Origin of the sequence: Mesorhizobium sp. B2-2-4 (genome assembly GCF_006442375.1) — a bacterium.
Taxonomy (GTDB): domain Bacteria; phylum Pseudomonadota; class Alphaproteobacteria; order Rhizobiales; family Rhizobiaceae; genus Mesorhizobium.
This window is the reverse complement of the sequence record NZ_VFWB01000001.1, coordinates 114,814-140,822: the sequence shown is the minus strand read 5'-3', so window position 1 is coordinate 140,822 and position 26,009 is coordinate 114,814. Positions and strand designations below refer to the sequence as shown.

The following is a 26,009-nucleotide window of genomic DNA, read 5'->3' as shown; positions in this document are numbered from 1 at the left end:
AGCGACCATAAAAACCGGACGCCGAGCAACCGGCGGCGGCATCGATTGCGGCCAGTGGCGACCTGTCGCCATTGACAAGCCATCTTTGCTCCTCCACCTCATGCCCGGACTTCAGCGCATCGGCCCGGAGCGCGCTTTTGTGCGTCCAAGTGGACGCGCGGCGCTCCAGAGATTAAAGGCTGCCGGCATGACCGGATATTATTCCTTTCCCTTCCCGCGCCGCACCTCGGTTGGCGTCGATGTGGGCGGCGTGGTGGTTGGCGGCGGTGCTCCCGTCGTCGTGCAGTCGATGACCAATACGGATACCGCCGATGTCGACCAGACGGTCGCCCAGGTCGCGGCGCTGCATCGCGCCGGCTCCGAGATCGTGCGCATCACCGTAGACCGCGATGAAAGCGCCGCCGCCGTGCCGCGCATCCGGGAGCGGCTGGCGCGGCTCGGTATCAACGTGCCCATCGTCGGCGACTTCCACTATATTGGCCACAAGCTCCTGGCCGATCATCCGGCCTGCGCCGAGGCGCTGGCCAAATACCGCATCAATCCCGGCAATGTCGGCTTCAAGGACAAGAAGGACCGGCAGTTCGGGGCAATCGTCGAGATGGCGATCAAACATGACAAGCCGGTGCGCATCGGCGTCAACTGGGGCTCGCTCGACCAGGAACTCCTGACCCGGCTGATGGACGACAACCAGGCCCGCGGCTTTCCGTTGACCGCACAGCAAGTGACGCGCGAGGCGATCGTGCAGTCGGCGATCCTCTCGGCCGAGATGGCCGAGGAGATCGGCCTTGGCCGCGACAAGATCATCCTCTCGGCCAAGGTCAGCGGCGTGCAGGACCTGATAGCCGTTTACACCGAGCTCGCCAGCCGTTCCGACCATGCGCTGCATCTCGGCCTCACCGAAGCCGGCATGGGCTCGAAAGGCATCGTCGCCTCATCCGCCGCCATGGGCATCCTGTTGCAGCAAGGCATCGGCGACACCATCCGCATATCGCTGACGCCGGAGCCGAACGGCGATCGCACGCGCGAGGTGCAGGTGTCGCAGGAATTGCTGCAGACCATGGGCTTCAGGCAATTCGTGCCGATCGTCGCCGCTTGCCCCGGCTGCGGCCGCACAACCTCGACCGTGTTCCAGGAACTGGCCCAGAACATCCAGGCCGATCTCAGGAAGAACATGCCGGCGTGGCGTGAGAAATACCCAGGGGTCGAGAACCTCAAGGTCGCCGTGATGGGCTGCATCGTCAACGGCCCGGGCGAGTCCAAACATGCCGATATCGGCATTTCGCTGCCCGGCACCGGCGAGACGCCGACAGCGCCCGTCTTCGTCGACGGCAAGAAGGCGGCGACGCTGCGCGGACCGTCGATCGCGCAGGATTTCGAAAAGATGGTCGCCGACTATATCGAACAACGATTTGGTCGCGGCAAGGCCGCGGCAGAGTAGGTCGAATGCTGCGCTTCCTCCCGGTTGCGCTGATCCTGCTGTGCGGGTGGCCTACCCTGGTCCAGGCCGATCCGCCGCAATCGGCCAAGCAGCGGCTGATCGACAAGGTCTGCAACCTGATCCAGGCCCATGCCGACCAGAACGGCCTGCCCAGGGATTTCTTCGCCCGGCTGATCTGGAAGGAAAGTCGGTTCGATCCCAACGCCGTCAGTCCGGTCGGCGCCGAAGGAATCGCCCAGTTCATGCCGGGGACCGCCAAGATGCGCGGGCTCGCCAATTCCTTCGACATCAACCAGGCGATCCCGGCCTCGGCGAAATACCTCGCCGAGATGAAGACCAGCTATGGCAATCTCGGCCTGGCGGCCGCCGCCTACAATGCCGGCGAAAACCGGGTCTCGCGCTGGCTGGGCTCGGGCGGCTTCCTGCCGATGGAAACCGAAAGCTATGTCTTCGACATCATGGGCGAGCCGGTCGATAAGTTCGCCGACCGCGCCTATGCCGGAAGCGTGCGACCGCTCGACGCGAAATCCGATTTCGTCGCGGCCTGCCGTAAGCTCCCGGTGATCATGTCGCGCACGGTGGCGATGGCTTCCATCAACATAAAGCCGTGGGGAATCCAGGTGGCCGGCAATTTCCGCCGCAGCGCCGCGATCAACCAGTGGCTCAGGGTGAGAGGCCGCTTCCCGGCCCTGCTAGGCGGGCATGATCCGGTGGTCAGCCGGGTGCGCACGCCGATCGGCCGGCGCGGCATCTACGCGGTCAGGATCGGGGTCGACGACCGTGCCGCCGCCGGCGCTATCTGCCAGAAACTGCAAAGTGTCGGCGGGGCATGCGTGGTGGTGCGCAACCGGTAGAGGGTGTGTCGTTGCGGGTGAAGGGGCGATAAAAAATGCCGGCCGCGGCTATAGGCGACCCTGGATTGGCCGGCATTGCCCTGCCTTCGACGAGCAATGAGGGCCGCAGGATGGTCGACGCATATATTATCTGCGGCACGCCCAGGACCGGAAGCACTTTGCTGTGCAAACTCCTGGCCTCCACGAAGGCGGCGGGCGATCCTCATTCGTTCTATCGGCGGCAGGACGTGCCCGAATGGGCCGAAGAGTGGGGGCTGCCCGGCCGCGACACGATGGGCGAACTCGAATTCAATGCCGCCTATCTCAATGCGGCCATCGCCGCCGGCAAGGATGGGACCGGTATTTTCGGCCTGCGCCTGATGCGAGAGAATCTGGATGAGCTTTCAGCGATACTCGACCGGATTTTCCCGGGGCTTGTCTCGGATAAAGCTCGTTTCGAGAGGGCGTTTGGCCGTGTTCTCTACATACATCTGTCACGCGAGGACAAGCTTGCGCAGGCCGTATCGCTGGTCAAGGCGCAGCAAACCGGCCTTTGGCATGTCGCTCCTGATGGAACCGAGCTGGAAAGGGTGGGGCCTCCCCGGGAACCACAATATGATTTCGGGCGGATCAAGGATGAGGTTGCCGAGCTCGGAGCTTATGACGCTGCCTGGAACATGTGGTTCGCGGAGCAAGAGGTAATCCCGCTGCGGATCGGCTATGAGCGCCTGTCGAGCGATCCGGTTGCAACGTTGGCGTCCGTTTGCGACGCCTTGGGGGTTCACGCACCGGATGCTGGGGATATAAGACCCGGCGTCGCAAGGCTTGCCGACGAGACAAGCCTCAACTGGATGCGCCGTTATCATCTGGATGCGGCGTCCGAGGCGTCGACGGTATAGCTATGCCGTCTTCGCCACCACCGTTTCGCTGAGCCAGGTGCCGATCTTGGCGCCGAGGCGGTCGGGTGAAACCGGCTTCGGCAGATAGTCGTCCATGCCGGCTTCGATGCACTTGTCGCGGTCGCCCTTCAGCGCATGCGCGGTGACGCCGATGATCGGAATGTGGCTGCCATCCGAGGCCTCCGTCGCCCGGATGGCGCGGGTCGCCTCGTAACCGTTCATCTCCGGCATGGAGACGTCCATCAGGATCAGCCTCGGGCGCAACGAGCGGTACATCTCGACCGCCGTGCGGCCGTTGCCGGCTATACGATAGCTCAAGCCCAACCCGTTGAGAATCTGGCCGAACACCAGCTGGTTCACCTCGTTGTCCTCGGCGATGAGGATGTCGATCGGACCATTCGGCGCGACCGTCGGTTCCGGCACGGGGACGGCTGGCATTGCCGGGCCGCGGATGACGGTAAAGGCGGGCGGCGCCGCCTGCGGCAGCGCCGGTACGGGTTCGCGAACGAACTGCGCCCTGCCGACCTGCGAGCGGGCTTTCTGGACGACCGAGATGACGGTGCCGAGCAGGACCGCGGAGCGCGCCGGCTTGGTCAGGTGCGCGGCAATGCCGAAATCAATGATCATCTTGCCGAAATCGACCTGGTCGACCGAGGTCAGGAGCACGACCGGTATGGCCGACAGCCGGCTGTCGGCGGCGATGGCTTTCGCGACATCGGCGCCGTTCATACCGGGCATCTGGTAATCGAGGATGATGCAATCGACGGCGGCCCCCAGCTGGCAGGCGCGGTCGAGGAAAGCCAAGCCGACCGCACCGCTTTCGGCGGCGGCGCAGTCGAAGCTCCAGCTCCTGAGCTGTTCGAGCAGGATCTCGCGGTTGACCGGATTGTCGTCGATGACCAGAACGCGGGCGCCGGTGACGTCGACCGGCACGATCTCGTCGCGAGCCTCGGCACGATGCACGGGCAGGGGCACCGCGAACCAGAATACGGAGCCGCGGCCGATCTCGCTCTCGACGCCAATCTTGCCGGCCATCAGGTCGACGAGGCGGGCGGCGATGGCGAGACCAAGGCCGGTGCCCTCGTGACGGCGGGTCGAGGAGCCGTCGACCTGGGCGAATTTTTCGAACACGTTCTGCAACTTTTCGGCCGGGATGCCGATGCCGGTGTCCTCGACGCGCAACTTGAGCTGGACGACGTCATTGACGGTTTCGCCGCCGACGTCGATCAGCACATGGCCCTTCTCGGTGAACTTCACCGCGTTGCCGAGCAGGTTGGTGACAATCTGGCGGAACCGCCCGGCGTCGCCGACGACGTAGGCCGGCAGGCGCGGGTCGACGCGCACGATCAGTTCGAGGTTCTTTTCGGCGACATGGGCGGAGACGAGCGTGGCCACATCCTCGACCGCCTCGGCAAGGCGGAACGGCGCCGGGTCGAGCGTGAGCTGGCCGGCATTGATCTTGGAGAAATCGAGGATGTCGTTGATGATGGTGAGCAGCGCATTGCCGGATTTGACGATGACGTCGGTGAAGGTCTTCTGGCGCGCGGTCAGCTCAGTCTTGGCCAGCAGCTCGGCCATGCCGAGCACGCCGTTCATCGGCGTGCGGATTTCGTGGCTCATATTGGCGAGGAATTCCGATTTGGCGCGGTCGGCCGCCTCGGCCTTGAACAGCGACTCGGCGGATTCGGCGAAGGCGCGGCGGATGGCTTGCTCCATCGGCCGGAAGATCCAGAAAGCGGCGATGGAGAGCACCGCGAACAGCAATCCGCTCGCCCACAGCAGCAGCCGGTCACTGGAGGCATCGGCCAAATGGCGCTCGTCGTCCATGGCGGTGCGGACGCGGACCAGCATCGGCTGGGCAAACAGGTCGTTCTGGTTGCGGATTTCGCGATAGCTCCACTCATCGACCTTCTGCGCCACCGACATCAGGTTGAAGTTTCGAATCATGTCGCGCGGAGACCAGAAAAGGTCGCCATTGACCGAAGCGGATTCGAGCTCGTTGATCGTCTTTGTCGACAGGCGTGGACGCAATGCGGCGATCTGGGTCGCAAGCGTCCCAATCTCGCTGGTCAGGCGTTCCGAATGGCCGCGCGCCGACGCGGTCAGCGCATCGCGCGTCTCCGCTCGCCAGGCGGTTCCCGTCGTCTCGGCGAAGCTGGTCGCGTTGCGCAGATCGCGGGTAAAGATGACAAGGTTGCTGCTCAGGGCATCGATCTGGTGGCGGAAGGAATTGACGCGATCAAGTGCGAGCATGATCGCCAGCGAAGCCAACGCGAAGATCAGCAATCCTGAGAGATAACGGCTCCGGATGGACCGTATGAAGGAAGAATATTCCGGCATGCGCAACCCCAACACATACGCATTATTTTAACGGTCGGGATTACGCTTGATTTACATTAAGATTTCGTTCTGGCGACCGAGAATTTCGGATTCCCGCAGCCTCCCATGTAGCCTGCCGGCTGCGCCGAGATGAAGGGCCGCGCCACTTCAAGGGACGGTCAAGCTTCGGATATTATTTCAATCCGCGGGCCGTTTGTGATGCCGGGATTCCTGGTTCGAGCCGCGAAGCATTTCACGGTCATCGGCATCGACCAGATCGACGTCGCCGCCCCTGAGCGACTGGCCCTGCTGGCGAGCCGTTCTTTCCTGCTTCGACCGCTTCAGTTCGTCCTCGGCGTTGAAATTCTTGTCCGCATTCTTGGTGTTCACCCGCTCCTCGATGATTTGCACCTGCTGTTCGTGGGTCTTCTTGCCGGTCATGGGATATCTCCCTCTATTTGTTCGTCCGGCCGGTCTGGTCGGGGTTCACACCGCCTTGCGGGGTGGTGTCGTTCTCGACATCGCCCCGAAAAGTATTTTCGCCATCGAGTTCCTCGTCGTCGTCAAGAATGTCGCCACCCTTGATGGTGCCTTTGGATGCGCCGATGCCGGGATCGTTGCGCAAGTCGCGATCGCTTGGCCTCGGCTGTTTGCGATGCTTGTTGTCGTTCATGGGTTGCCTCCTGCTTCTGGTCCCGAACGTCGCGACGGGTGCAATTGTTCCCGAAACGCAAGGTCCCCAAACGCTCTGGCCGGGAGTGAGACCACCGCAGCCGCGTATCTTCGAACAGCGGAATGCTGCCACGAGTGATGTCAGCTCCGCGTCAACCGGTTATCGATCGGGCAGCATTTGGCGCGCCTGCCTGTTCGGCGCGGCGGATCAGATCGACGCTGTGATGCCGCCGTCCACATAGAGAATATGGCCGTTTACGAAAGAGGAGGCCTCGCTGGCCAGGAAGACGCAGGCGCCGACCAGTTCCTCGACCTTTCCCCAGCGGCCGGCTGGCGTGCGCTTTTCCAGCCAGGTGCTGAACGCAGGGTCGGCGACAAGGGCAGCGTTGAGCGGCGTATCGAAATAGCCGGGTGCAACGGCATTGCATTGCAGGCCATGTTTGGCCCAATCCGTAGCCATGCCCTTGGTCAGGTTGCCGACCGCGCCTTTCGTCGCCGTGTAGGGCGCGATGCCCGGACGGGCGAGCGCGGTCTGCACGCTGGCGATGTTGATGATCTTGCCGCGGCCGCGCCTGATCATATGGCGCGCCACGGCCTGGCCGACATGGAAGACGCTGGCGACGTTGGTCTGCAGCAGGCGCTCGAACGCATCGGCGGGAAACTCCTCGAGCGGCGCGCGGAATTGCATGCCGGCATTGTTCACCAAAATGTCGATCGCTCCGCCGTCCAGTTCGAAACCGTCGACCGCCGAGCGAACCGCTTCATGATCGGTAGCATCGAAGGCCAGCTTTTCCGCTCCGGGAATCTGCCTGATCGCGGTGGCGAGCCTTGCCTCGTCACGGCCGTTGAGGATCACCCTGGCGCCGGCTTCGGCCAAACCCTTGGCCAAGGCGAAGCCTATGCCTTGCGAGGAGCCGGTTACGAGGGCGGTGCGCCCGCTGAGATCGAACAATTTGGTCGACATCGAACCTGATCCTCCCGATTGGCCCGTTAAACAGAAACCTTCACGCCAAGCCTCGGGGTCTGCCCCGATCTCAATTGTTGCGCGTCGCCACGAAGGTCGCGGCTGCCTTCAGCAGGCCAGCCTGCTCGCCATAGGGTTCGAGCAGCGCATGCGCCTGATGGACAAGGCCATGCAACTGGGCGCGTGCCCATGCCTCCCCGTGCAGCGCCACCAGCGTTGCCTTGCCGGCGGCGGCGTCCTTGCCCGTCGCCTTGCCCATCTGTGCGGCATCCGCGGTCAAATCGAGAAGATCGTCGGCAAGCTGGAAGGCAAGCCCGATCGCCGAGCCGAACTCGGCCAGTCTTTCGCGATCCCCGGCAGGCACGCCGGCGACGACCGCGCCCGCCTCGCAGCCAAAGCGGATCAGCGCACCGGTCTTCATCGCCTGCAGCCGGATGATCCCGGCCTCGTCCGGCGCGATGCGCTCGGCCTCGAGGTCCAGCGTCTGGCCGCCGACCATGCCGCCGGCCCCGGCGGCGCGGGCGAGCGCCAGCACAAGGGCGGCCCGCCGCTCCGCCGGCAGCGCCGTAGTCTCGTCGGCGAGGATGTCGAAGGCAAGCGTCAGCAGGGCGTCGCCGGCGAGGATGGCAGTCGCCTCGTCGAAGGCCCTGTGCACGGTAGGCTGGCCGCGGCGCAGATCGTCGTCGTCCATCGCCGGCAGGTCGTCATGGATCAGCGAATAGCAGTGCACGCATTCCAGTGCGGCCGCCACGCGCAGTGCCGCTTCGCCGTCGGCGGAAAACAGGGCCGCGCTTTCCATCACCAGAAAGGGGCGCAGGCGCTTACCGCCGTTGAGCACGCCGTGCCGCATCGCCGCCATAAGGCGCTCGGGCCGCGCGATCTCGCCCGTGAGCGCGCGGTCGTCGAGCAATCGCCGCAGCAACGTCTCGACGGCGGCGGCCCGTGCAACGAGCGCCGTTTCGAACGCCATTTCATCGTCATTCATCATGGCCCGGACCGGTAGCCGACACTCAGACGTTGCGCAAGAAGACAAGCGCCATTATGCCGGGGGAGGGAGAGACACGGGTTGGGCGACTTGGCGGAACCGATCGTCGATCATGAAACCGAAAAGCTGGACATGGCGACGAGATCCCGTGGCGTGAACCGTCGTGCTCTCAAACGCTGGGTCCGGCGCGGTGTCGTCGTGGCTGCCGTGCTGGCGCTTATCCCTACGGTGCTGACCTTTCTCTATCTGCCGTCTTTCGTGCATCCGGTGTCGACGCTGATGCTGAAGGATCTTGCCACCTTCTCCGGCTATGACCGCCGCTGGGTGTCGATCGACGACGTGGCACCGGTGCTGGCCAATTCGGTGATCATGTCGGAGGACGGACAGTTCTGTTTCCATCGCGGCGTCGACCTCGGCGAATTGCGGGGTGTCGTCGACGACGCGCTGGCCGGCGAGGGGACGCGCGGCGCTTCGACCATCACCATGCAGACGGTGAAAAACCTGTTCTTGTGGTCCCGTCCGCTCGGCACGGTTCGCAAAGTCGTCGAGTTGCCGCTGGCCGTGTATCTCGACGCGGTGATGTCGAAGCGGCGCATCATGGAAATCTACCTCAACATCGCCGAGTGGGGGCCTGGCATATACGGCATCGAGGCGGCGGCGCGGCACCATTTCGGTATTTCGGCAAAACAGCTGTCGCGCCGTCAGGCCGCGCTGCTTGCCGTCAGCTTGCCAAATCCGATCGCCCGCAACCCGGCCAAGCCCGGGCCGGGGCTGAGGAGGCTGGCCAACCTGATTGAGCGGCGCGCCGGCCGATCCGGCGCTTATGTCGGCTGCCTCCAGTAGCCGACATAAAAAAATTCGCGGGCAGCGCTGGCCAAAACGGCACCGGGCGTGTATAGGCACCCGACTTTCTCAGATTCCGGCCCCTGACACGGCCCTTTCACGAGGGCGGGCGGGGCTTTTGACCATGTAGTGGAGCATATCCATGGCCGTTCCGAAACGAAAAACCTCTCCGTCCAAGCGCGGCATGCGCCGCTCGGCAGACGCCCTCAAGGCCCCGACCTATGTCGAGGACAAGAACTCCGGCGAAATGCGCCGCCCGCACCATATCGACCTGAAGACCGGCATGTATCGCGGCCGCCAGGTGCTGACGCCCAAGGAAAGCTGAGACCAGCTTTCCTGATGTTTGAGCTAAAAAGACCGGCCGCTGGCCGGTCTTTTTGCGTCTGGCCGGACCGACGACCGACAGCGTAGCTGCGTCTCCAGGCCTTGATCTCCGATCGGCCCGGACGCCGCCTCATCGTGCATCCTCGAGGCATGGCCGATTGCATACCGCACATCGCCTTCGACTCGGTCGACACGACTTTTCCCAATGATCGAACCGTGAGCCCGATGCGCGGCAATCGCCGGAGGCAGCGTCGCTGGTGTTTTTCGCAATCTGTGGGATTGCCATAGACGGTTTCTTATGCGATTTTTGAATTTATAGTCGGAAATCGACACAGATTGGGAATTCGATGTGGGATTTCGTCAGCACAAGTGATCTCGACGATACCGAGCAGGCCGTCCTTTCCCAACTCAAAGTCGATGGGCGGATGTCGAGTGTGGATATCGCCAAGCGCATCGGCGTCACCGAAGCGACGGTGCGGCGGAAAATGGCCCGTGTGCTCGAGGACCCGGATATCTGCATCCAGGCGGTCGTGCGCCCTTTGCGCAGCGATGTCGGCATTGCGGCCATTGTCGGGCTCGACGTCGACCGCGAGCACATCATCAGCGTTGCTCGAAAACTGTCGGAATACTCGTTCGTCGACAGCGTTTACGCCATGACCGGGCCGTTCGACATCATCATCCAGCTCACTTTGCCATCCACGACCAGCCTGCACGATTTCCTCGTCAGTGAACTGGCCAACGTTCCCGGGATCAAGGATTCCGAGAGCTACATGATCGGTCGCGTCTTCAAGCATAGCGGCCGGGCTTACCAGCACAGCAAAACCGAAGAAAAAAGAGGGTAACAATGGGTGAGTTTCTTTCCGCTTCGCGCCGCCGCGTCCTGACCCTTCTTGCCGCCGCGCCGCTCCTCCTGCCGTTCACTGCCACCGCCCATGCCAATGGGCTGGTCGACCAAATCAAGCAGCGCGGCACCATCCTTGTCGGAACCGAGGCCGCGTTCGAGCCGTTCGAATTCGTCCGCGACGGCCAGATCGTCGGCTATAACAAGGACATTCTCGACTATGTGGTCAGCCAGCTCGGCGTGAAGCTCGACCAGCTCAACCTGCCTTTCCAAGGCTTGCTGCCAGGGCTGCTGGCCAAGAAGTTCGACCTGATGGCGACCTCGACCGGCATCAACGCCGAGCGGGCGGCGAAATACGCCTACACGCGGCCAACCGGTTCGTTCGAGAACGTCGTCGTCGTGCGCGTCGACGAGGAGCGCATCAAGAAGCCGGAGGACATCAACGGCATGGTGGTGGCCACGCAACTCGCCTCCTCCGTGCAGCCCATCATCGAGGCCTATGACAAGGAGCTCAAGGATAAGGGCGGCAAGGGTGTCGGCGAGATGAAGCTGTTCACCTCCTTCCCCGAGACCCATGTCGCTCTGGCCTCCGGCCAGGTCGACGCCATCGTCATCGCCTCGCCTTCGGCGGCCGTTCTGATGAAGAACGTTCCCGATACCTACAAGGTCGTCGGCTCGATCGGCGAATTCTCCTATCTCTCCTGGGTGGTGCGGCCGGAGGACAAGGATCTGCGCGCCTTCATCAACGCCAAAATCGGCGACTTGAAGGACAGCGGCAAGCTGAAGGAGCTTCAGCTCAAATGGTTCGGGTTCGAGATGAAGACGCCCGACGAGGGTTATCTGCCGCCTGGCGCGCTCTAAGCCCCCAACCAGGCGCCCGGCGCTGCCGGACCGGTGGTTCCAGTCATTGGACGCGCCGGTCTCGGATGGCCCGGACGTCCAGGGATCATTCGAGCTGAAAAATGTTCCATTTTTCAAAGACGCTGACCTTCCTGCCGGAATTCCTGGCCGGCGCCGGCATCACGCTGAGCGTCTCGGCGCTGGGGTTTCTGGTGGGCACATTGATCGGCTTCGGCCTGCTCGCATGTGGCAGGTCGCGCTGGCGCGTGATCCGCTGGATCGGCGCGGTCTACACCAGCTTCATCCGAGGCACGCCGCTGATCGTGCAAATCTTCATGGTCTACTACGTGCTGCCGGGCCTCGTCGGTATCGACCTGCCGCCGCTCCTGGCCGGCGTGCTGGCGCTCAGCTTCAACAGCGCGGCCTTCGTCGCCGAAATCCTGCGCGCCGGGCTGACGCGCATTCCCGCCGGCCAGTACGAGGCGGCCAAGGCGCTCGGGCTGAAGCCTGCCGTGACCTGGTTCAAGGTCATCCTGCCGCAGCTCTTCCGCGCCATTATCCCACCGATGGTCAACGAGTTCACCATGCTGGTGAAGGCATCCTCGATCCTGTCGGTGATCGCGGTGGTGGAACTGACCCGCACCGCGCAGAACATCATGAACGTCACCTACCGGCCGGTCGAGGCCTTCTGCATCGCGGCGGTGCTGTATTTCGTCGTGCTGCTCTCATGCAGCGTGCTGACCAAGCGCCTGGAACGCAAGGCGCAAGGCGTACGCGCATGAACTTCGATTTTTCCGTCATAGCGGACAACTGGCACATACTCGCCAAGGGCTTCGGCAACACGGCGCTGATGTGCGCTGTCGCACTGCCGTTCGGCTTCGCGCTCGGTACCGTGCTGGCGCTGATCCGGCTGCGCGGCGGACGGGTGCCGACGGCGATCGTCTCGGCCTATGTCGAAATATTCCGCAATATCCCGTTCCTGATCCAGATCTTCCTTTTGTTCTACGCCTTGCCGATGTTCGGTGTCAGGCTCTCGCCCGTGGTCGTGTCGATCGGGGCGCTGTCGGCCTACGCCAGCGCCTATTCCGCCGAGATCATCAGGGGCGCGATCCAGTCGATTTCGTACGGCCAGGTCGAGGCCGGCTACGCGCTGGGGCTGCGCTACCTGACTATCTTCCGTAAGATCCTGGTTCCGCAGGTGCTCGGCTACATCCTGCCCGCGGCCACCAATCTCACCATTACGCTGATCAAGGAATCGGCGATCCTGTCGGCGATCACCGTACCGGAACTCACCTACATGGCCCAGAACATCATTGGCCGCACCTTCTCGCCGGTGGAGATCTTCACCGCCATCGCATTGCTGTACTGGGGGCTGACGGCCTTCGTGGCAGCGATCTCGCGCAGCCTGGAGCACAGGCTGCAGCCTCATCTCGCAGCCCGCCGTGGCGCCTGATCCAAAAAAGCTTCAACGCAGAGGAGACCCCATGTCCAAACTCACCACCGCGCCGCGCGATGTCTTCCAGACATTCATGAACTTTCCGCTGGTCGAGGATCTCGACACGCTGAAGGCCGATGTCGCCATCATCGGCATGCCCTATGGCGATCCCTACACGATCGACGAGTTGATCAACGACCAGACCAATGCGCCGACCGCGGTGCGGCGCGCCTCGCAGCGGATCAGCCAGGCGCTCGACCGCTATGATTTCGACATTGGTGGGCCAGTCTTCGACGGCAAGGACATCAAGGTGGTAGACGTCGGCGACGTTCCCGGCGCGGCGGCCGATCATGTCGGGCACTATGGCAGAGCCGAAGCGGCGATCCGCAAGATCCGCGCCGCGGGCGCACTGCCGATCACAATCGGCGGCGACCACGGCATTCCGATCCCGATCTTCCGGGCGCTTGACGGCGAGGGTCCGATCACGCTGGTCCAGCTCGATGCCCATCTCGACTGGCGTGACAACGTCAACGGGGTCAAGGAGGGCTATTCCAGCACTATCCGGCGGGCCTCGGAAATGGCGCATATCAAGGATATTTTTCAGGTCGGCGTTCGCGGCCAAGGCAGCGCGCGCACCGAGGAGGTCGAGGCCGCCCGCGCCTATGGCGCCAACATCATCACCACCAATGAATGGCAGGACATCGGCACCGCCGCGCTCCTGAAGCGAATTCCCGACGGCGGTCGCTACTATCTCACCATCGATGCCGACGGCCTCGATCCGGCGGTGATGCCGGCGGTCGAGGGGCCACAGCCGGGCGGCGTCAGCTACCGGCAGACGATTGAGCTCATCAAGGGGCTGGTCGGCAAAGGAAGGCTGGTCGGCATGGATATCGTCGAGATCGCGCCGGCGCGCGACGTCAACGAGATCACCTCGATGACGGCCGGCCATATCATCCTCAACGTCATCGGCGCGGCCGTGCGCGCCGGCTACTTCAAGCGCTGATCGCGAGCGGGGTGCGCGTTCACGCATCCCGCGGCTCGATTTCAAAGATGTCGGCCGGACAACCGGCTGACATCGTTGTTGCATTCGGTTTTCTAGCGTGTTTGGGGCGTGCTGCGAAAATTCTTGACGGCGTGCCGGTGGCGCACTCTACAAAGGGGTGCCCCCAAATGGAGACGCCAGATGTTCGGTGCCGTCCCGCTGCTGATCGTGCCCTTTGTCCTCTACAATCTCGGGCTGCTCGGAATATTCGGCAGCGGTGACGATCCCTGGGCAAGCGAGGTCTTTTCCGTCGGCATGATGTCCGGCGGGGTGTTCTCGATGACGCTCGGCGACCTTATGGTGCTGATCGGGCTCATCTTCCTCTTCGTCGAGATCGTGAAATCGGCGCGCACTACGAACGCCTCGATCATGGACCATCTGTTGTCGACGCTGGTCTTCGTGGCCTTCCTAGTCGAGTTCCTACTGGTCAAGGGCGCCGGGCATTCGGTCTTCTTCACGCTGATGATCATCGCGCTGTTCGACGTGCTCGCCGGCTTCTCGGTGTCGATGCGGTCGGCGAGCAGGGATATCAACCTGAATTAGCCTCAGCCCGGATCGGCGGTGAAGCCGGCGGCCTCGATGCCGGCGATGGCGGCGGCTTCGTCATTGTCCGAGCTGTCGCCCGAAATACCGACCGCGCCTATGATGCTGCCTGCCTTGTCGCGGATCAGCACGCCGCCCACGACCGGCAACACGCGTCCGCCCGAGACGTCGGAGATGCCGGTCATGAGATGCGGGCGCTCCTTGGCGAAGGCCTCGACGCGGCGCGAGCCCATGCCGATGGCGAGCGCGCCATAGGCCTTGCCGGCGGACATTTGCGGGCGCAGGAACGAGGCGCCGTCCTGGCGCTGGAAGGCGACGAGATGGCCGCCGGCGTCGAGCACCGAGACGCCGAGCGGCCTGAGCTTGAGCTCCGCGCCCTTGGCGAAGGCGGCGTCGATGATCTCGAGGGCTTTGTCGAGCGGCAGTGCGGTCATGGCGATCTCCTGTTTGAAACGGATATCATCGGCAGCCAGCCGAACGAGGCAACCGAGGTTCCGGTAGAAATTGCTTTGCGCTGGAAAGCGGGATGAAGGCGCCGCCAATCCAGATCGCGCTGATGCCGCGATGCCAACGCGGTCAACGGCCAACGGCTCAGGGCCGGCAACGAAGGAGCGGCGTGCTACTTCTTCTTGGCGCGGGCGGGCTTCTTGGCGGGCACTGCCGGCGCGTTGGCAAGGTCTTCGGCTTCCTTGGCCAGCCGCAGCGCCCGCAGCTTGTCGGTCTTGACCTTGCGGGCATCGCTCTCGGCGACATACTCGGCCATCGCCTTCTGTCGGACCGTGGCCGCTTCCTCCTGCTTCTTGAAGCGCAGATCGGCGCGCGCGCGGGCAGTATCCCTAGAGTTCTCAACCAAGAGTCTGTTCCAATCTCGTGACGTGATTTTCGGCCTCTTGTAGCAGAGCCGGCCATTCAACGGGGAAAATAGTTGGTCACGCGGCCGGGTTGGCGCCGAGAGCCTTGCTGGCGAGCACGGCCTCATAGGCGGCCTGCAGGGTCGCGCGTACAGAGGGGCCGGACGCTGCATCGAGGGGCGTGCCGAGATGCTCGTGGCGCAACTCATCCATGAATTTCTCCCATAGCGGCGGCCCGCCCTTTTCCAGAAGCTCGGCCCGGATCGACAATTCCTCGCTGACCGGCAGCCAGACGCGGCCCCAGGCGCCGAGATGGGCCAGGATCGGCACCAGGGTGATCGCCATTTCGGTCAGGCTGTAGATCGCCTTCTGCTTGTGCGAAGGATCGTCGGCCTTGGTCAGCATGCCCAGATCCATCAGCCGCTTCAGCCGGTCGGCCAGTATGTTGGAAGCAATGCCTTCCATCGACCCGTTGAGCAACTCGCGAAAATGGCGCCTGCCGCCAAAAATCATGTCGCGAAGGATGATCAGGCTCCAGCGGTCGCCGAACACTTCCAGCGAAAGATTGATCGGGCAACCCGAGCGGCGATCGATGTTCATTCGACTTCTCCAAAACCGGTTGCATTATTGTATCGGTTTTATTATGGTGCACCCGATTGCAAAATGCAAGCAGATGAGGAGGCGACGCGATGACGAAGACTGGACGCCCCACTATCATATCCGAAGCCTTTGGCGACCCCGCCGACCCCGCTCTGCTGCTGATCATGGGAGCGATGGCCTCAATGCTGTGGTGGCCGGAGGCGTTTTGCCGGAAACTCGCCGCCGCGGGACTGTTCGTAATCCGCTATGATAATCGAGATACCGGCCGCTCGACCAAATATCCGCCGGGAGAGCCGCCCTACACGTTCGACGACATGGCCGACGATGCGATCGGCGTTCTCGACAGCCACGGCCTCGACAAGGCGCATATCGCCGGCATGTCGATGGGCGGCATGATCACGCAGCTCGTGGTGCTCAAGCATCCGTCCCGCGTCGCGTCGCTGACCGTGATCAGCAGCTCGCCGATGGGAGTGGACACCTCGAACCTGCCGCAGACCAGCGATGCCTATATCAAACATTCGGCTGAAGGCGCGCACATTGACTGGTCGGATCGCCGCCAGGTCATGGACTTCATGATCAAAGATGCCAAGGCGATCGCCAGCACAGCGCATCCCTTCGACGAGGGCCGCATGAGAGCCTTCATCGAGCGGGACTATGATCGCTCCGGCGGCCTGCTCAGCGCGACCAATCATTTCCTGCTCAAGGGCGATAGTGATCGATGGAGGGGCCGACTGCACGAGATGAACGCGCCGCTGCTGGTAATCCATGGTACGGCCGATCCCATCTTTCCGGTCGAGCATGGCGAAGCGCTGGCCGGGGCGGTCGCCGGCGCGAAACTCCTCCGGGTTGAAGGCGGTGGCCACGAACTGCATCCGGACGATTGGGATGTGATCCTCACCGGCATCGTTGCTCATATCCGGGCCGATTGGCACTCAAAGCGCGGTCCTGACGCCACAAGTTTGGGCAATAGTTAAGTAAACATTTCGGTACTAGACGACGTGAACCCCGAGACAGGTGAGCAAAAATGTCCCTGACGCTTCACTATCATCCGCTGGCCTCGTTTTGCTGGAAGCCGCTGATCGCGCTCTACGAGAACGGCACGCCGTTCGCGTCCGTCATCGTCGATCTCGGCGACGAGCAGTCGCGAGCGGCCTTCCTGAAGATAGCGCCCTGGGGCAAGATGCCCGCTTTGCGTGACGATGCGCGCGACCGCACCGTGCTGGAGTCGACCCTCGTCATCGAGTATCTGGCCGCGCACTATCCCGGACCGGTCGACCTCGTCCCCGCCGATATCGACCTCGCAATCGCGGTTCGCCAGGCCGATCGCTTTTACGATCTCTATGTGCTGGAACCGATGCAGAAGATCGTCGGGAACCGGCTGCGCCCGGAACGTAGGACCGATCCGTTCGGCGTCGAACAGGCGCGCGACCAGTTGCGCAATTCCTATGCGATCATCGAGCAGGAGATGGCGTCGAGGAACTGGGCTGTGGGCGACGCCTTCACCATGGCCGATTGCGCGGCCTCGCCGGCCCTGTTCTACGCCAACAAGGTCGAGCCATTCGGCGACAGATATCCTGCCGTGAGTCGCTACCATGACCGGCTGTTGCAGCGGCCGGCCTTCGCCCAGGTGATTGAGGAGGCGCAGCCCTATTTCAAGCTCTTCCCCTATAATGATGGCTGATCGTGGTGCGTGACCGGTCGTTTGAACAGGAACGATCAAGTCTCCCAAAATTGGTCGAGCCAGATGTTGAGTTTCAGGAAGCCGGCATTGCTCACCGTATAGACGCGCCGCGTGCCTTCGGCCTTGGCGTGGACAAGGCCGGCATCGAGCAACACCTTCAGATGCTGCGATACGGCCGGACGTGAGACCGGCAGCCCGGCTGCCAGTTGATTGACGGTTTTGGGACCGCGTCGAAGTTCTTCCAGGAGATGGCGCCGGTTGGGATCGGCGATCGCCATGAAGGCGTCGGAAAGCATCATGCCTCATTTGTGGGGCAAAGTTCTTCGAATCTCAACCGTTTGCTTCTGCTTTTCTTCTTGGGTCAAGCCGCAATGCTTCCGGCGTCACCGAACGGTCGGCGGGCTGCGTCTTGAAGGCGTCGCGGTCCTCGATCGGCACCGGCGCGCGGCGGCTAATGCGCAGCAGCGTGTAGCCTGCCAGGGAAAGATGCGCGAAGGCGGTCGCCAGAAACAGGCCCTCCGGACGCATCCAGCCCATCAGGGCGGCCGCCAGCAAGGGTCCGATCATGGTGCCGAAGCCATAGAGCAGCAGCAGGCCGCCCGAAACCTTGACGAAGTCCTCGGCACTGGCGTGGTCGTTGGCATGCGCCACGGCGATCGAATAGAGCGTATAGGCGAAAGCACCGTAGGCGGCGGTGAAGACGATGACGAAGACGCCGGAGCGCGGCTCGAACAGGAAGATCAAGAGCGCGAACAGCGCAGCGCCGAAAGCGGCACCCGCCAGCACGAAGCGCCGGTCGGTCTTGTCGGAGAAACGCCCGGCCGGAAGCTGCATGGCGGCACCCGCCACCACCACCAGGCTCATCATCAAGGCGATCTCGGCGGTGGAGATGCCGATGCGGGCGCCATAGACGGCGCCAAGCGTGCCCCATGCGCCGTTGGCGATGCCGATGAGGACGCAAGCGATGGCCGAAACCGGCGAGTTGGCGTAGAGCCCCTTGACGTCGAGCTTGACGTCCTGGAGCGGCTTGGGGTGCGAGGCGGTCGATACCGCGGTCGGGATCAGTGACAGGCAGAACAGGATGCCGGTGATCATGAAGAGTGAGGCCGATTTCACGTCGCCGCCGGCGACGATCATCTGCCCGCCCATGATCGAGGCATAGGTGACCATCATATAGAGGCCGAAGACGGTGCCGCGATTCTCGTTGGTGGCCTTTTCGTTCAGCCAGCTTTCGATGACCATGAAGGCGCCGGCCATGGTGAAGCCGGTGAAGGCGCGCAACAGGATCCAGACATATTCGTCGATGACCAGTCCGGTGAGCAGCGCAACGATGGCGCCGGACGCGGCGAAGGCGCCGAAGGCGCGCACGTGGCCGGCACGGCGCACGATACGTGGTGCAAAGAAGCAGCCGGTGACGAAGCCGCCGGCCCAGGCTGTGCCCATCAGGCCAAGCGATGCGGTGGAGAAGCCTTCCACCTGGCCGCGCAGCGGCAACAGCAAGCCGTGCAATCCCGACGCTGCCAAAAGGAAGGCGGTGCCCCGAAGCAGCGAAAGGATCGGTCTGTAGGCTGCGAGCATTTTTTGATCCGGCTGAAATCGAGGAGAGACGCAGAGTCTGAAGACAGTCGCATTCGGGCTTTTCGGAGGCGGGTCTTTTCGGCCTTATCCGCGGCGGAACAGCGCCTCGGCCGCGGATTTGGTGCTGTCCTTCGACTTGAGTTCAGCCTGCAACCGGGCGATCTCGTCACGCAGCATGCCGATCCGTTCCGACAACTCGCCGACGGAGAGCAGCGACAGGTCCTGCCCGATCTCGTGCGGACGCGCCTTCTTCTTGGGTTCGTCGTCGAAGATCGCCATTTGTGCTCCTCCTCCGCCATACCGATTGGCCATTTGCCTGATTTGCCAATGAGCATACATAGGGCAGGGGCGTCGATGCAAACAGCCGGCAAGAATGCGGCGAGGAAAGACGGGAGATTTCATGGCGAGCGGATCTAAAATTCCGGCAAGGATGACGGCCATCGCGATCTCCGAGCCGGGGGGGCCCAGGGTGCTGAAACCGGAGACGCGCGATGTGCCTGTGCCCGGTCCCGGCGAAATATTGATCAAGGTGCGCGCCGCCGGCGTCAACAGGCCCGACGTGCAGCAGCGCAAGGGCGCCTATCCGCCGCCGCCCGGTGCGTCGGACCTGCCGGGCCTGGAGGCGTCGGGCGAAGTGGCCGCGCTCGGCGACGAGATATCTCGCTGGCGCCTTGGCGAGCGCGTCTGCGCGCTCACTCCCGGCGGCGGCTACGCCGAATATGTCAAGGTTCATGCCGGCAGCGTGCTGCCGCTGCCGGCCGGTTTCACCCACACGGAAGCGGCGGCCGTGCCGGAAAACTATTTCACCGTCTGGCACAATGTGTTCGAGCGCGGCGGCTTGAAGAAAGGCGAAACGCTGCTGGTCCATGGCGGCTCTTCGGGTATCGGCACGACAGCGATCCAGCTTGCATCTGCCTTCGGTGCCCATGTCATCACCACGGCCGGCAACAAGGAGAAATGCGATGCCTGCCTGAAGCTCGGAGCCGACCGGGCGATCAACTACCGCGAGGAGGATTTCGTCGCGGCGGTCAAGGAAGCGACGGGCGGCAAGGGTGCCGACGTCATCCTCGACATGGTCGGCGGCGACTATGTGGCGCGCAACTACGAGGCCGCGGCGGTCGAGGGCCGGATCGTCCAGATCGCCCTGCAAGGCGGCGCGGTGGCGAGCGCCGATTTCTCGAAAATCATGGTCAAGCGGCTTGTTCATACCGGTTCGACACTGAGGCCGCGCACCGTCGAGTTCAAGGCGGCGCTGGCAGCCGCGCTCGAAGCGCAGGTGTGGCCGTTGCTCGGCACGCGCCGGATCGCGCCCGTCATGGACATGATCTTCCCGCTTGCCGATGCCTGGCGGGCGCATGAGCGTATGGAGGAAGGCGATCATATCGGCAAGATCGTGCTCGACGTCGGCTGACGGCAACATTGCCGATGCCCGGCTGGCCGAGGCGGGCTCATACCCGCGACCCGGCCCCTGCCTGCAAGCTGAACAAAAGCTTAATGGTGCAATGCAGCATTTGCATCATTGCTATGCAAAATCAGCCATTCAAGTGCCGCTCGATGATGACTATTTGAGCATCATCGAAACGAACACCCCATTTGGAGGACTGACATGAACCCGATCCGCGCTTTTCGTAACTGGCGTATGTACAACGAGACCGTGCGCGAACTGAACCGCCTCAACGCGCGCCAGCTCAGCGATCTCGGCATCAACCGCGCCGACATCGAAAAGATCGCCCGCCAGGCGATCTGACTTCAAGAACCGCCCCGCCGCAAGGCGGGGTCGCAAAGCAGAGCCGCCGCAGACGCTTGCTCGTCGCCGGTTCCGAACCCGCCGGACCTGTCCGGCGGGTTTTGTCTTTCTGGACCCCAAACATATTCGCGGCACCATTTTCATGCCGCCCGTGATTGATCTGCCCCGGTGTGGTTGCCAGATCGACGGGCGTTCCCAAAAACGCCTTCCCAAAAACATTGCGGAACCGCCGGAGAGCGGTTATATAACCTGCGAATTTCCCATTTTGGTGGCTCTAAACCACCGCCCGCGCGGGAACGCGGGCGAACGAGAAGGATTTTTTAAAATGGCCAATACGCTGCTGATGCCAAAGGCGACCGCTGTCTGGCTGGTCGACAACACCGCGCTTTCCTTCGAGCAGATAGCACAGTTCTGCGGGCTGCATCCGCTCGAGGTCAAGGCGATCGCCGACGGCGAATCGGCGCAAGGCATCAAGGGCATGGATCCGATCATGACCGGCCAGTTGACCCGCGACGAGATCGCGCGTGCCGAGAAGGATCCGAACCAGCGGTTGAAGCTTTCGGACCCCAAGGTGCGGGTGCCGGAATCCAAGCGCAAGGGGCCGCGCTACACCCCGCTGTCGAAGCGTCAGGACCGACCGAACGCCATTCTCTGGTTGGTGCGCAACCATCCCGAATTGAAGGACGCGCAGATCTCGCGCCTCGTCGGCACCACCAAGTCCACGATCGAGCAGATCCGCGAGCGCAAGCACTGGAACTCTGCCAACCTGCAGCCGATGGACCCGGTGACGCTCGGTCTCGCCTCGCAGATCGATCTTGACATGGAAGTCAACCGCGCATCGCGCGGCCGCGAGCAGGCACAGCCGGTCGGCGACACATTGCTGCCGGCGGCGCTGACCGAGCGCCTGGTTCCGGCTCCCGAAAAGCCGAAGGACGAGGATGCCGAACTCGACGCCAACGCCGTGTTCGCCAAGCTCTCGGCTCTGAAGTCGAAGGACAAGGATAACGACGACGAGGAGTAGAATTCTCGCGAACTCGACCGAAAAGCCCGCTTCGAGCGGGCTTTTTTACTTACGGGTTGGAGATCTCAGCTTCGCGCCGCACGGTCCGGCGCCATGCCGTAATCCTCGCTGCGTTCCACCGCCCGGTAAAAATCGGCGAGCTGCTTGCCGCGCTCCGGCTTGAAGACGCGGCCTGCGATGACCACCGAGGCGATGCGATCGATGCGGAAGGCGCGGAAATCGTCGCGCATCTCGCACCAGGCGACCAGTGTCCACACCTTGCCCCAGAACCAAAGGCCCAAGGGCCTGATGTCGCGGGCGGTGCCGCGGCCAGCTTCGTCCGAATAGTCGATGGTCAGCACCTGGCGCTTCTCTATGGCGCGCTCGATCAGGTCGATCGCTTCGCGCGCGGCGTCGCTCACCACCCACATCGGCGTGTGGATCTCAGTGCGGGCGATACGGTCCTTTTCGGCATCGGGCAGCACAGCGCCGATCTTGACCAAAGCCTCATCAGCGGCCCGGGCCATGGCCGCACCGCCAAAGGCACGCACCATGCGGGCGCCGGCGACCAACGCCACGATCTCGTCACGCGTGAACATCAGCGGTGGAAGGTCGAAACCCTCCCTCATCATGTAGCCGACGCCCGCTTCCCCGTCGATCGGCACTCCGGTCGACTGAAGGTCGGCTATGTCGCGATAGATGGTTCGCTCGGAAACCTCGAGCCATGTGCCAAGCTTCTGCGCGGTGACCAGACGGCCACCGCGCAGATGCTGCACGATCTGGAAGAGCCTGTCGGCGCGTCGCATCGTATGGTCCCTCGATGTTGTTCCTATGCATGTCGCCCAACCGGTTCCCACTTTTGGGCTGCATGCATCGTGTTCTTGCGCATGCCTTTATTCCGAAACCGCAGAACACTCGGCGGCATGCATCATGGTTTCAGGCCTTCGCACTCGCGCTGCGCGGCCACAGATTCCGCGCCGAAGGACAATTTCCTCCTTGTCGGCGTCATTGGCATCGAGCTCGCGCCAGAAAGGCGCGACATCGCTCAGCGTCATGCCGCGCCCGAGATACTCAATGGCTGCTTCGGCAACGGTACGCCGATGATAGCCGATCGCGACCGGGCATGTCACTTCGGCGCCACGTTCAAAGGGAAGCGCCGTGCGCAGCACGCGAACGTCCATCTCGACGCCTTCGGGAATCGAGCGGATGAATTCGTCGACCTGTTGCGCCGTCGGCACCAGCGTCGTCTGGTCTTCGACTCCATCTGCCACCGTGCGCGGGGCCGGTCTGATGCCGTTGACCCCCGGCGTGTTCAATCTGTCGGTCCCGCTCTTCATCGCTCGTCCTGTTCACCGCTCGCATCTATGGCATGGCGCTCCTGACACCATTCTGTCAGGAGGGTTCAGCATACTCCCTGGCGAATAGCGTCCGCATCTCGGCAAGTTCGCCGTTTCGTTCAGGATAGAGCGTCTTCAGGAAAGCCAGCGCGAAGGTGCCGGGCGCCGAACCTGGCGCGGAAACGATCTTGCCATCGGACACGGCATGCGGCACGTCCTGATAATTGTGATCGCCGGCATAGCCAGCAATGTGGCGGTTGATCCAGTCACGGCCATTGCTGGTGTGCCTCGCCTTCTCGAACATGCCGGCCCGGGCCAGCGCCAGCGTTCCAGCGCAGATACCGCCGACGACACCATCCCGCATCGCAACATCCCTGAGCAATTCCGCCACCTCGGGCGGCGCCTCGCCCGCCCATCGGTCGGAGCCAATGACGGCGATTGCATCGAGATCGGCATTTTCATCGGCGCCGGCCGAGCGGTCGGGCGTCAGCCGGAAACCGCTGATCCCGCTCACCGGCGTGCCATCGGGTGTCAGCGAAACCGCGCGGGCGCCGAACCATTCGACCGCCGAGGCGGCCAGCAGGCCATATTCCCAGTCGGCGAAGCCGTCCATGAAAAGAAGGCCAATTGTCTTCTGCTTGGGCATACGCTCGCTCCGTCCCTCGCGTGCCGGACTTATCCTCTGGGCGTTGGGGCGCCTACATCCAACCGCTTTGCCGAAAAATTCGTCTCAATTGTCGCGAAGGCGACGTTCGGCATACATGTCCGGCCAGCCGATATCCTTGCGAATGTCCGCCGGCAGCGAGTTGATGAACCGCTGGGTGCGGATCTCGTTGCGCATCGTACGAATCTTGCCGACATAGTGCTGCATGCCGCGCAGAATGGTGGAACCGGTCATGGCTAGTCTCCTCTCTGTGAATGAAGACAGTATTGCACACCCCTCCTGACAGCAGTCTGTCAGGAGGATGGCAGGGCCTGGATAATAGTTGCGATCGGTGCGTTATCCCTGTGAAGGTATCGTTTTCACTGCATCAGACCGCGGCCCGAAGCAGGTTTAGAAGGCGGAGATTGTTCACTAATGCAATGCCTGGTCATGATCCATTGTTCAGTCTTTGGCGACGAACTGTCAGGATACGTGGTCTCCAGCCAGGGATCCGAAGTTCTGATATGGAAGGAGAAAATTCTTCCCCAAAAACAGGGAGACGACCATGAGCCTTCAACTGACAGGAATTCACCATCTGACCGCCATCACCGCCAATGCGCGTGGAAATCTTCATTTCTATACAAGGGTGCTGGGTTTGCGGCTGGTCAAGAAGACGGTGAACCAGGACGATACCTCAGCCTACCACCTCTTCTATGCCGATGGCGAAGCGACGCCGGGCACCGACCTTACTTTCTTCGACTGGCCGGTCGGCCGCGAGCGACGCGGCACCCACAGCATTGTCCGGACCAGCCTCAGGGTTGGTGGCCAGGACAGCCTTGCCTGGTGGAAGCAACACTTGACTGACGAAAATATCGTCACGAGTGAGATTGCAGACATCGGTGGCTACGCCAGCCTGGATTTCGAGGACCCCGAGGGCCAGCGTCTTCGCCTCGTCAGCGATGACGGCAAGGGCGACAGCCGCCCCTGGGCGCAAAGCCGCGTGCCGGTCGAACACCAGATCCGCGGGCTCGGGCCGATCGTCATCAGCGTTCCCGACCTCACCAATACCGAAGCAGTGGTGACGCAAGTGATGAACATGCGCAAGGTCCGAGACTATGCCTCGCCGGAGGGCCAGGTTCAGGTCTTTGAAATGGGCGAGGGTGGGCCGGCGGCGGAATTGCACGTCCTCGTGCAGCCGGGACTGGCGCCGGCAAGGCAAGGTGCCGGTGCGGTTCATCACGTCGCCTTCAGGGCGCCGGACCAGGAGACGCTGCATCAATGGACGGCGCGGCTGGCCGAATTCCGTCTGCCGTCGAGCGGCGAGGTCGAGCGCTATTATTTCCGCTCCCTCTATTTCCGCGAGCCGAATGGCATCCTGTTCGAGATCGCCACTGACGGGCCGGGGTTCACCGCCGACGAACCGCTGGAGACGCTGGGCGAAAAGTTGGCCCTGCCGCCATTCCTGGAATCGAAGCGCGCTTCGATCGAGGCCGGCCTCAAGCCGCTGAAGTAGATCGTTCCCCGATCAAAGGCTGGCGCCGCGTTCCAGTCCGGATCGCGGCGCCTATTTTATTCGAGCGACGAACGACGCGCTTTGACAGCCGACCGCGATGCTGGTCAAAGGCGGCATGTCGAAACTCCTCGCCCTCGTCATCCTTGGCATCATGGTCATCCAGTTGATCAAGCCGCTCGGCTGGCCGGGGCTGAAACGGCGCAGCGACTTCTGGAAGCTGGCGCTCCTGGCCATGGCGGCCATTTCGATAACGGCCGTGCTTGGACATTGGACGTAGCGCAGTTCCAGGAAGGTGTCTGGCGGTTTCCCGCCTGGAATGCGCAGGATGGAATATCGGGCCGGCACGAGCCGGCGGCAATCACTCTTCGATCACGCAGCCGACGAGGTGCTCGGCCCAGGCCCGGTAACCGGCTTCCGATGCATGAAATCCGTCCGAGGCGAAGCCGGCTTCTGGATTGGTGATCGGCAAGCGCGGCGCCGGCACCGCACCGCGTTCGAGGCAAAGACGTTTGCCCATCCGGTTCATCTCACCGGCGCGAATTTCCAGGATCTTGCCGAGCAGCGGCGGCATGGCTGGCGCTTGCGTGAACTCCAGCACAGGAGACCACACCACGCGGGCCTCAGGCCATTTGGCGCGCAGGGCGTAGAGCAGACCGCCGAACGCCCTCTTGAAGCGGGGCACGGAGTGGAAATTCTTGGTGTCGTTGGTGCCAATGGCGAGCACGATATGCGTCCACGGATCGGCCGAGAGATTGGGCAGGACGTGGTCGCGGATCTGCCCCGACGTCGCCGAATTGAACCCGGCGGCGCGCCAGCGCACGGCGCGGCCGGTTCGCTGCGAGATCAGGGCGGCCAGCTGCGCGGCCAGGCCATTCTCGGATTTTTCGATGCCGACCGAGGCGGCGGAGGAATCGCCCAGCACCAGCAGCCAAACCGCCGGCTGGCCGCCGGCTATCTCATGCATGACCGGGCCTTGCGCGGGCAGCATGCGCGAGGTGCGTCGGCGCACGCCAAGCCCCTGCCAGACATAGACAGGGAAGGCGAGCCAAGTGAGGAGAGCCGGAAAGCGTCGCATCGAGCA

At 63.0% G+C, this 26,009-nt stretch carries 34 protein-coding genes; 18 read left to right on the top strand and 16 right to left on the bottom strand.

What is annotated here, in order from left to right; genetic code table 11:
* The first annotated feature begins 187 nt into the window (after positions 1-187).
* The 3 genes from ispG to FJ959_RS00715 all read left to right on the top strand — a co-directional run bounded on the left by ispG (position 188) and on the right by FJ959_RS00715 (position 3,170).
* Positions 188-1,438, top strand: a complete 1,251-nt coding sequence (ispG, locus tag FJ959_RS00725; RefSeq protein ID WP_140627964.1) for a flavodoxin-dependent (E)-4-hydroxy-3-methylbut-2-enyl-diphosphate synthase — start codon at positions 188-190, stop codon at positions 1,436-1,438.
* A gap of 5 nt (positions 1,439-1,443) precedes the next feature.
* The gene (locus FJ959_RS00720; RefSeq protein WP_140568182.1) at positions 1,444-2,292 is read left to right on the top strand and encodes a lytic transglycosylase domain-containing protein; all 849 of its coding nucleotides are present in this window, start codon (positions 1,444-1,446) and stop codon (positions 2,290-2,292) included.
* Between the two features lie 65 nt (positions 2,293-2,357).
* Positions 2,358-3,170: a Stf0 family sulfotransferase gene (locus tag FJ959_RS00715; protein ID WP_246678986.1), complete on the top strand. Its 813-nt coding sequence runs from the start codon at positions 2,358-2,360 to the stop codon at positions 3,168-3,170.
* On the opposite strand, the gene FJ959_RS00710 is transcribed toward FJ959_RS00715, so the two are convergent.
* From FJ959_RS00710 to FJ959_RS00690, 5 genes are all read right to left on the bottom strand, one after another.
* Positions 3,171-5,510 (bottom strand): response regulator, encoded by a 2,340-nt coding sequence (locus FJ959_RS00710; RefSeq protein WP_140500494.1) that lies wholly within the window; start codon positions 5,508-5,510, stop codon positions 3,171-3,173.
* A 177-nt stretch (positions 5,511-5,687) separates the two neighbouring features.
* On the bottom strand, positions 5,688-5,930 hold the full coding sequence (locus FJ959_RS00705) for a hypothetical protein (RefSeq protein ID WP_140500496.1): 243 nt from the start codon (positions 5,928-5,930) through the stop codon (positions 5,688-5,690).
* Between the two features lie 13 nt (positions 5,931-5,943).
* Positions 5,944-6,162 (bottom strand): hypothetical protein, encoded by a 219-nt coding sequence (locus FJ959_RS00700; RefSeq protein ID WP_140517598.1) that lies wholly within the window; start codon positions 6,160-6,162, stop codon positions 5,944-5,946.
* Between the two features lie 207 nt (positions 6,163-6,369).
* The gene (locus tag FJ959_RS00695) at positions 6,370-7,125 is read right to left on the bottom strand and encodes an SDR family oxidoreductase (protein WP_140500499.1); all 756 of its coding nucleotides are present in this window, start codon (positions 7,123-7,125) and stop codon (positions 6,370-6,372) included.
* A gap of 70 nt (positions 7,126-7,195) precedes the next feature.
* The gene (locus FJ959_RS00690; RefSeq protein WP_140627960.1) at positions 7,196-8,113 is read right to left on the bottom strand and encodes a polyprenyl synthetase family protein; all 918 of its coding nucleotides are present in this window, start codon (positions 8,111-8,113) and stop codon (positions 7,196-7,198) included.
* A 78-nt stretch (positions 8,114-8,191) separates the two neighbouring features.
* On the opposite strand from FJ959_RS00690, the gene FJ959_RS00685 reads away from it, so the two are divergent.
* The 8 genes from FJ959_RS00685 to FJ959_RS00650 all read left to right on the top strand — a co-directional run bounded on the left by FJ959_RS00685 (position 8,192) and on the right by FJ959_RS00650 (position 13,978).
* Positions 8,192-8,953, top strand: a complete 762-nt coding sequence (locus tag FJ959_RS00685; RefSeq protein WP_140625012.1) for a transglycosylase domain-containing protein — start codon at positions 8,192-8,194, stop codon at positions 8,951-8,953.
* A 142-nt stretch (positions 8,954-9,095) separates the two neighbouring features.
* Entirely contained in the window at positions 9,096-9,278 is a 183-nt protein-coding gene (rpmF, locus tag FJ959_RS00680) for a 50S ribosomal protein L32 (protein ID WP_008834724.1), read from the top strand.
* Positions 9,279-9,624: 346 nt separating this feature from the next.
* The gene (locus FJ959_RS00675; protein ID WP_140500504.1) at positions 9,625-10,119 is read left to right on the top strand and encodes an Lrp/AsnC family transcriptional regulator; all 495 of its coding nucleotides are present in this window, start codon (positions 9,625-9,627) and stop codon (positions 10,117-10,119) included.
* 2 nt (positions 10,120-10,121) lie between these two features.
* Positions 10,122-10,979 (top strand): transporter substrate-binding domain-containing protein, encoded by an 858-nt coding sequence (locus FJ959_RS00670; protein WP_140500505.1) that lies wholly within the window; start codon positions 10,122-10,124, stop codon positions 10,977-10,979.
* Between the two features lie 101 nt (positions 10,980-11,080).
* The gene (locus tag FJ959_RS00665) at positions 11,081-11,740 is read left to right on the top strand and encodes an amino acid ABC transporter permease (RefSeq protein ID WP_140568180.1); all 660 of its coding nucleotides are present in this window, start codon (positions 11,081-11,083) and stop codon (positions 11,738-11,740) included.
* Positions 11,737-12,411, top strand: coding sequence for an amino acid ABC transporter permease (locus FJ959_RS00660; RefSeq protein WP_181165382.1), 675 nt, complete (start codon positions 11,737-11,739; stop codon positions 12,409-12,411). The genes FJ959_RS00665 and FJ959_RS00660 overlap by 4 nt, the downstream gene beginning before the upstream one ends.
* 31 nt (positions 12,412-12,442) lie before the next feature.
* The gene (locus FJ959_RS00655) at positions 12,443-13,396 is read left to right on the top strand and encodes an agmatinase (RefSeq protein WP_140562415.1); all 954 of its coding nucleotides are present in this window, start codon (positions 12,443-12,445) and stop codon (positions 13,394-13,396) included.
* Positions 13,397-13,576: 180 nt separating this feature from the next.
* Positions 13,577-13,978 carry a hypothetical protein gene (locus tag FJ959_RS00650; protein WP_140627957.1) on the top strand — a complete coding sequence of 134 codons (402 nt, stop codon included), beginning with the start codon at positions 13,577-13,579 and terminating at the stop codon, positions 13,976-13,978.
* 2 nt (positions 13,979-13,980) lie between these two features.
* Here FJ959_RS00650 and FJ959_RS00645 read toward each other — a convergent pair whose 3' ends face one another.
* The 3 genes from FJ959_RS00645 to FJ959_RS00635 all read right to left on the bottom strand — a co-directional run bounded on the left by FJ959_RS00645 (position 13,981) and on the right by FJ959_RS00635 (position 15,429).
* Entirely contained in the window at positions 13,981-14,412 is a 432-nt protein-coding gene (locus FJ959_RS00645) for a heme-binding protein (protein WP_140500513.1), read from the bottom strand.
* A 185-nt stretch (positions 14,413-14,597) separates the two neighbouring features.
* Positions 14,598-14,831 (bottom strand): hypothetical protein, encoded by a 234-nt coding sequence (locus tag FJ959_RS00640; RefSeq protein WP_140500515.1) that lies wholly within the window; start codon positions 14,829-14,831, stop codon positions 14,598-14,600.
* Positions 14,832-14,907: 76 nt separating this feature from the next.
* Positions 14,908-15,429 carry a helix-turn-helix domain-containing protein gene (locus FJ959_RS00635; protein WP_140500517.1) on the bottom strand — a complete coding sequence of 174 codons (522 nt, stop codon included), beginning with the start codon at positions 15,427-15,429 and terminating at the stop codon, positions 14,908-14,910.
* A gap of 89 nt (positions 15,430-15,518) precedes the next feature.
* Between FJ959_RS00635 and FJ959_RS00630 the strand changes: the two genes are divergently transcribed.
* Together FJ959_RS00630 and FJ959_RS00625 are read left to right on the top strand one after the other, a co-directional pair.
* A complete protein-coding gene (locus tag FJ959_RS00630; RefSeq protein WP_140500518.1) occupies positions 15,519-16,403 on the top strand; it encodes an alpha/beta hydrolase in 885 nt (294 codons plus the stop codon).
* A 50-nt stretch (positions 16,404-16,453) separates the two neighbouring features.
* A complete protein-coding gene (locus FJ959_RS00625; RefSeq protein WP_140627954.1) occupies positions 16,454-17,110 on the top strand; it encodes a glutathione S-transferase family protein in 657 nt (218 codons plus the stop codon).
* Positions 17,111-17,145: 35 nt separating this feature from the next.
* Here the strand turns inward: FJ959_RS00625 and FJ959_RS00620 are convergent, their stop codons facing one another.
* From FJ959_RS00620 to FJ959_RS00610, 3 genes are all read right to left on the bottom strand, one after another.
* Positions 17,146-17,409: a metalloregulator ArsR/SmtB family transcription factor gene (locus tag FJ959_RS00620; protein ID WP_140500522.1), complete on the bottom strand. Its 264-nt coding sequence runs from the start codon at positions 17,407-17,409 to the stop codon at positions 17,146-17,148.
* Positions 17,410-17,440: 31 nt separating this feature from the next.
* Entirely contained in the window at positions 17,441-18,688 is a 1,248-nt protein-coding gene (locus FJ959_RS00615; protein WP_140500523.1) for an MFS transporter, read from the bottom strand.
* A gap of 84 nt (positions 18,689-18,772) precedes the next feature.
* Positions 18,773-18,967, bottom strand: coding sequence for a DUF1192 domain-containing protein (locus tag FJ959_RS00610; RefSeq protein WP_140627951.1), 195 nt, complete (start codon positions 18,965-18,967; stop codon positions 18,773-18,775).
* 121 nt (positions 18,968-19,088) lie between these two features.
* Between FJ959_RS00610 and FJ959_RS00605 the strand changes: the two genes are divergently transcribed.
* From FJ959_RS00605 to FJ959_RS00590, 3 genes are all read left to right on the top strand, one after another.
* The gene (locus FJ959_RS00605; protein WP_140500527.1) at positions 19,089-20,099 is read left to right on the top strand and encodes an NAD(P)H-quinone oxidoreductase; all 1,011 of its coding nucleotides are present in this window, start codon (positions 19,089-19,091) and stop codon (positions 20,097-20,099) included.
* A 195-nt stretch (positions 20,100-20,294) separates the two neighbouring features.
* A complete protein-coding gene (locus tag FJ959_RS00595; RefSeq protein ID WP_140500528.1) occupies positions 20,295-20,435 on the top strand; it encodes a DUF1127 domain-containing protein in 141 nt (46 codons plus the stop codon).
* A gap of 325 nt (positions 20,436-20,760) precedes the next feature.
* Positions 20,761-21,456, top strand: a complete 696-nt coding sequence (locus FJ959_RS00590; protein ID WP_140550924.1) for a DUF1013 domain-containing protein — start codon at positions 20,761-20,763, stop codon at positions 21,454-21,456.
* 65 nt (positions 21,457-21,521) lie between these two features.
* Here FJ959_RS00590 and FJ959_RS00585 read toward each other — a convergent pair whose 3' ends face one another.
* From FJ959_RS00585 to FJ959_RS00570, 4 genes are all read right to left on the bottom strand, one after another.
* Positions 21,522-22,241, bottom strand: coding sequence for a YafY family protein (locus FJ959_RS00585; RefSeq protein ID WP_140500532.1), 720 nt, complete (start codon positions 22,239-22,241; stop codon positions 21,522-21,524).
* Positions 22,242-22,328: 87 nt separating this feature from the next.
* Positions 22,329-22,772: a hypothetical protein gene (locus tag FJ959_RS00580; RefSeq protein ID WP_246678987.1), complete on the bottom strand. Its 444-nt coding sequence runs from the start codon at positions 22,770-22,772 to the stop codon at positions 22,329-22,331.
* A 55-nt stretch (positions 22,773-22,827) separates the two neighbouring features.
* Positions 22,828-23,418: a DJ-1/PfpI family protein gene (locus FJ959_RS00575; protein WP_140627945.1), complete on the bottom strand. Its 591-nt coding sequence runs from the start codon at positions 23,416-23,418 to the stop codon at positions 22,828-22,830.
* Positions 23,419-23,502: 84 nt separating this feature from the next.
* Positions 23,503-23,670 carry a hypothetical protein gene (locus tag FJ959_RS00570; protein ID WP_140500534.1) on the bottom strand — a complete coding sequence of 56 codons (168 nt, stop codon included), beginning with the start codon at positions 23,668-23,670 and terminating at the stop codon, positions 23,503-23,505.
* A gap of 310 nt (positions 23,671-23,980) precedes the next feature.
* On the opposite strand from FJ959_RS00570, the gene FJ959_RS00565 reads away from it, so the two are divergent.
* Positions 23,981-24,928: a ring-cleaving dioxygenase gene (locus tag FJ959_RS00565; RefSeq protein WP_140517873.1), complete on the top strand. Its 948-nt coding sequence runs from the start codon at positions 23,981-23,983 to the stop codon at positions 24,926-24,928.
* A gap of 97 nt (positions 24,929-25,025) precedes the next feature.
* Positions 25,026-25,205, top strand: a complete 180-nt coding sequence (locus FJ959_RS00560) for a hypothetical protein (protein WP_181165425.1) — start codon at positions 25,026-25,028, stop codon at positions 25,203-25,205.
* Between the two features lie 81 nt (positions 25,206-25,286).
* Here FJ959_RS00560 and FJ959_RS00555 read toward each other — a convergent pair whose 3' ends face one another.
* Positions 25,287-26,003, bottom strand: a complete 717-nt coding sequence (locus FJ959_RS00555; protein WP_140627943.1) for an SGNH/GDSL hydrolase family protein — start codon at positions 26,001-26,003, stop codon at positions 25,287-25,289.
* Positions 26,004-26,009 lie beyond the last annotated feature (6 nt).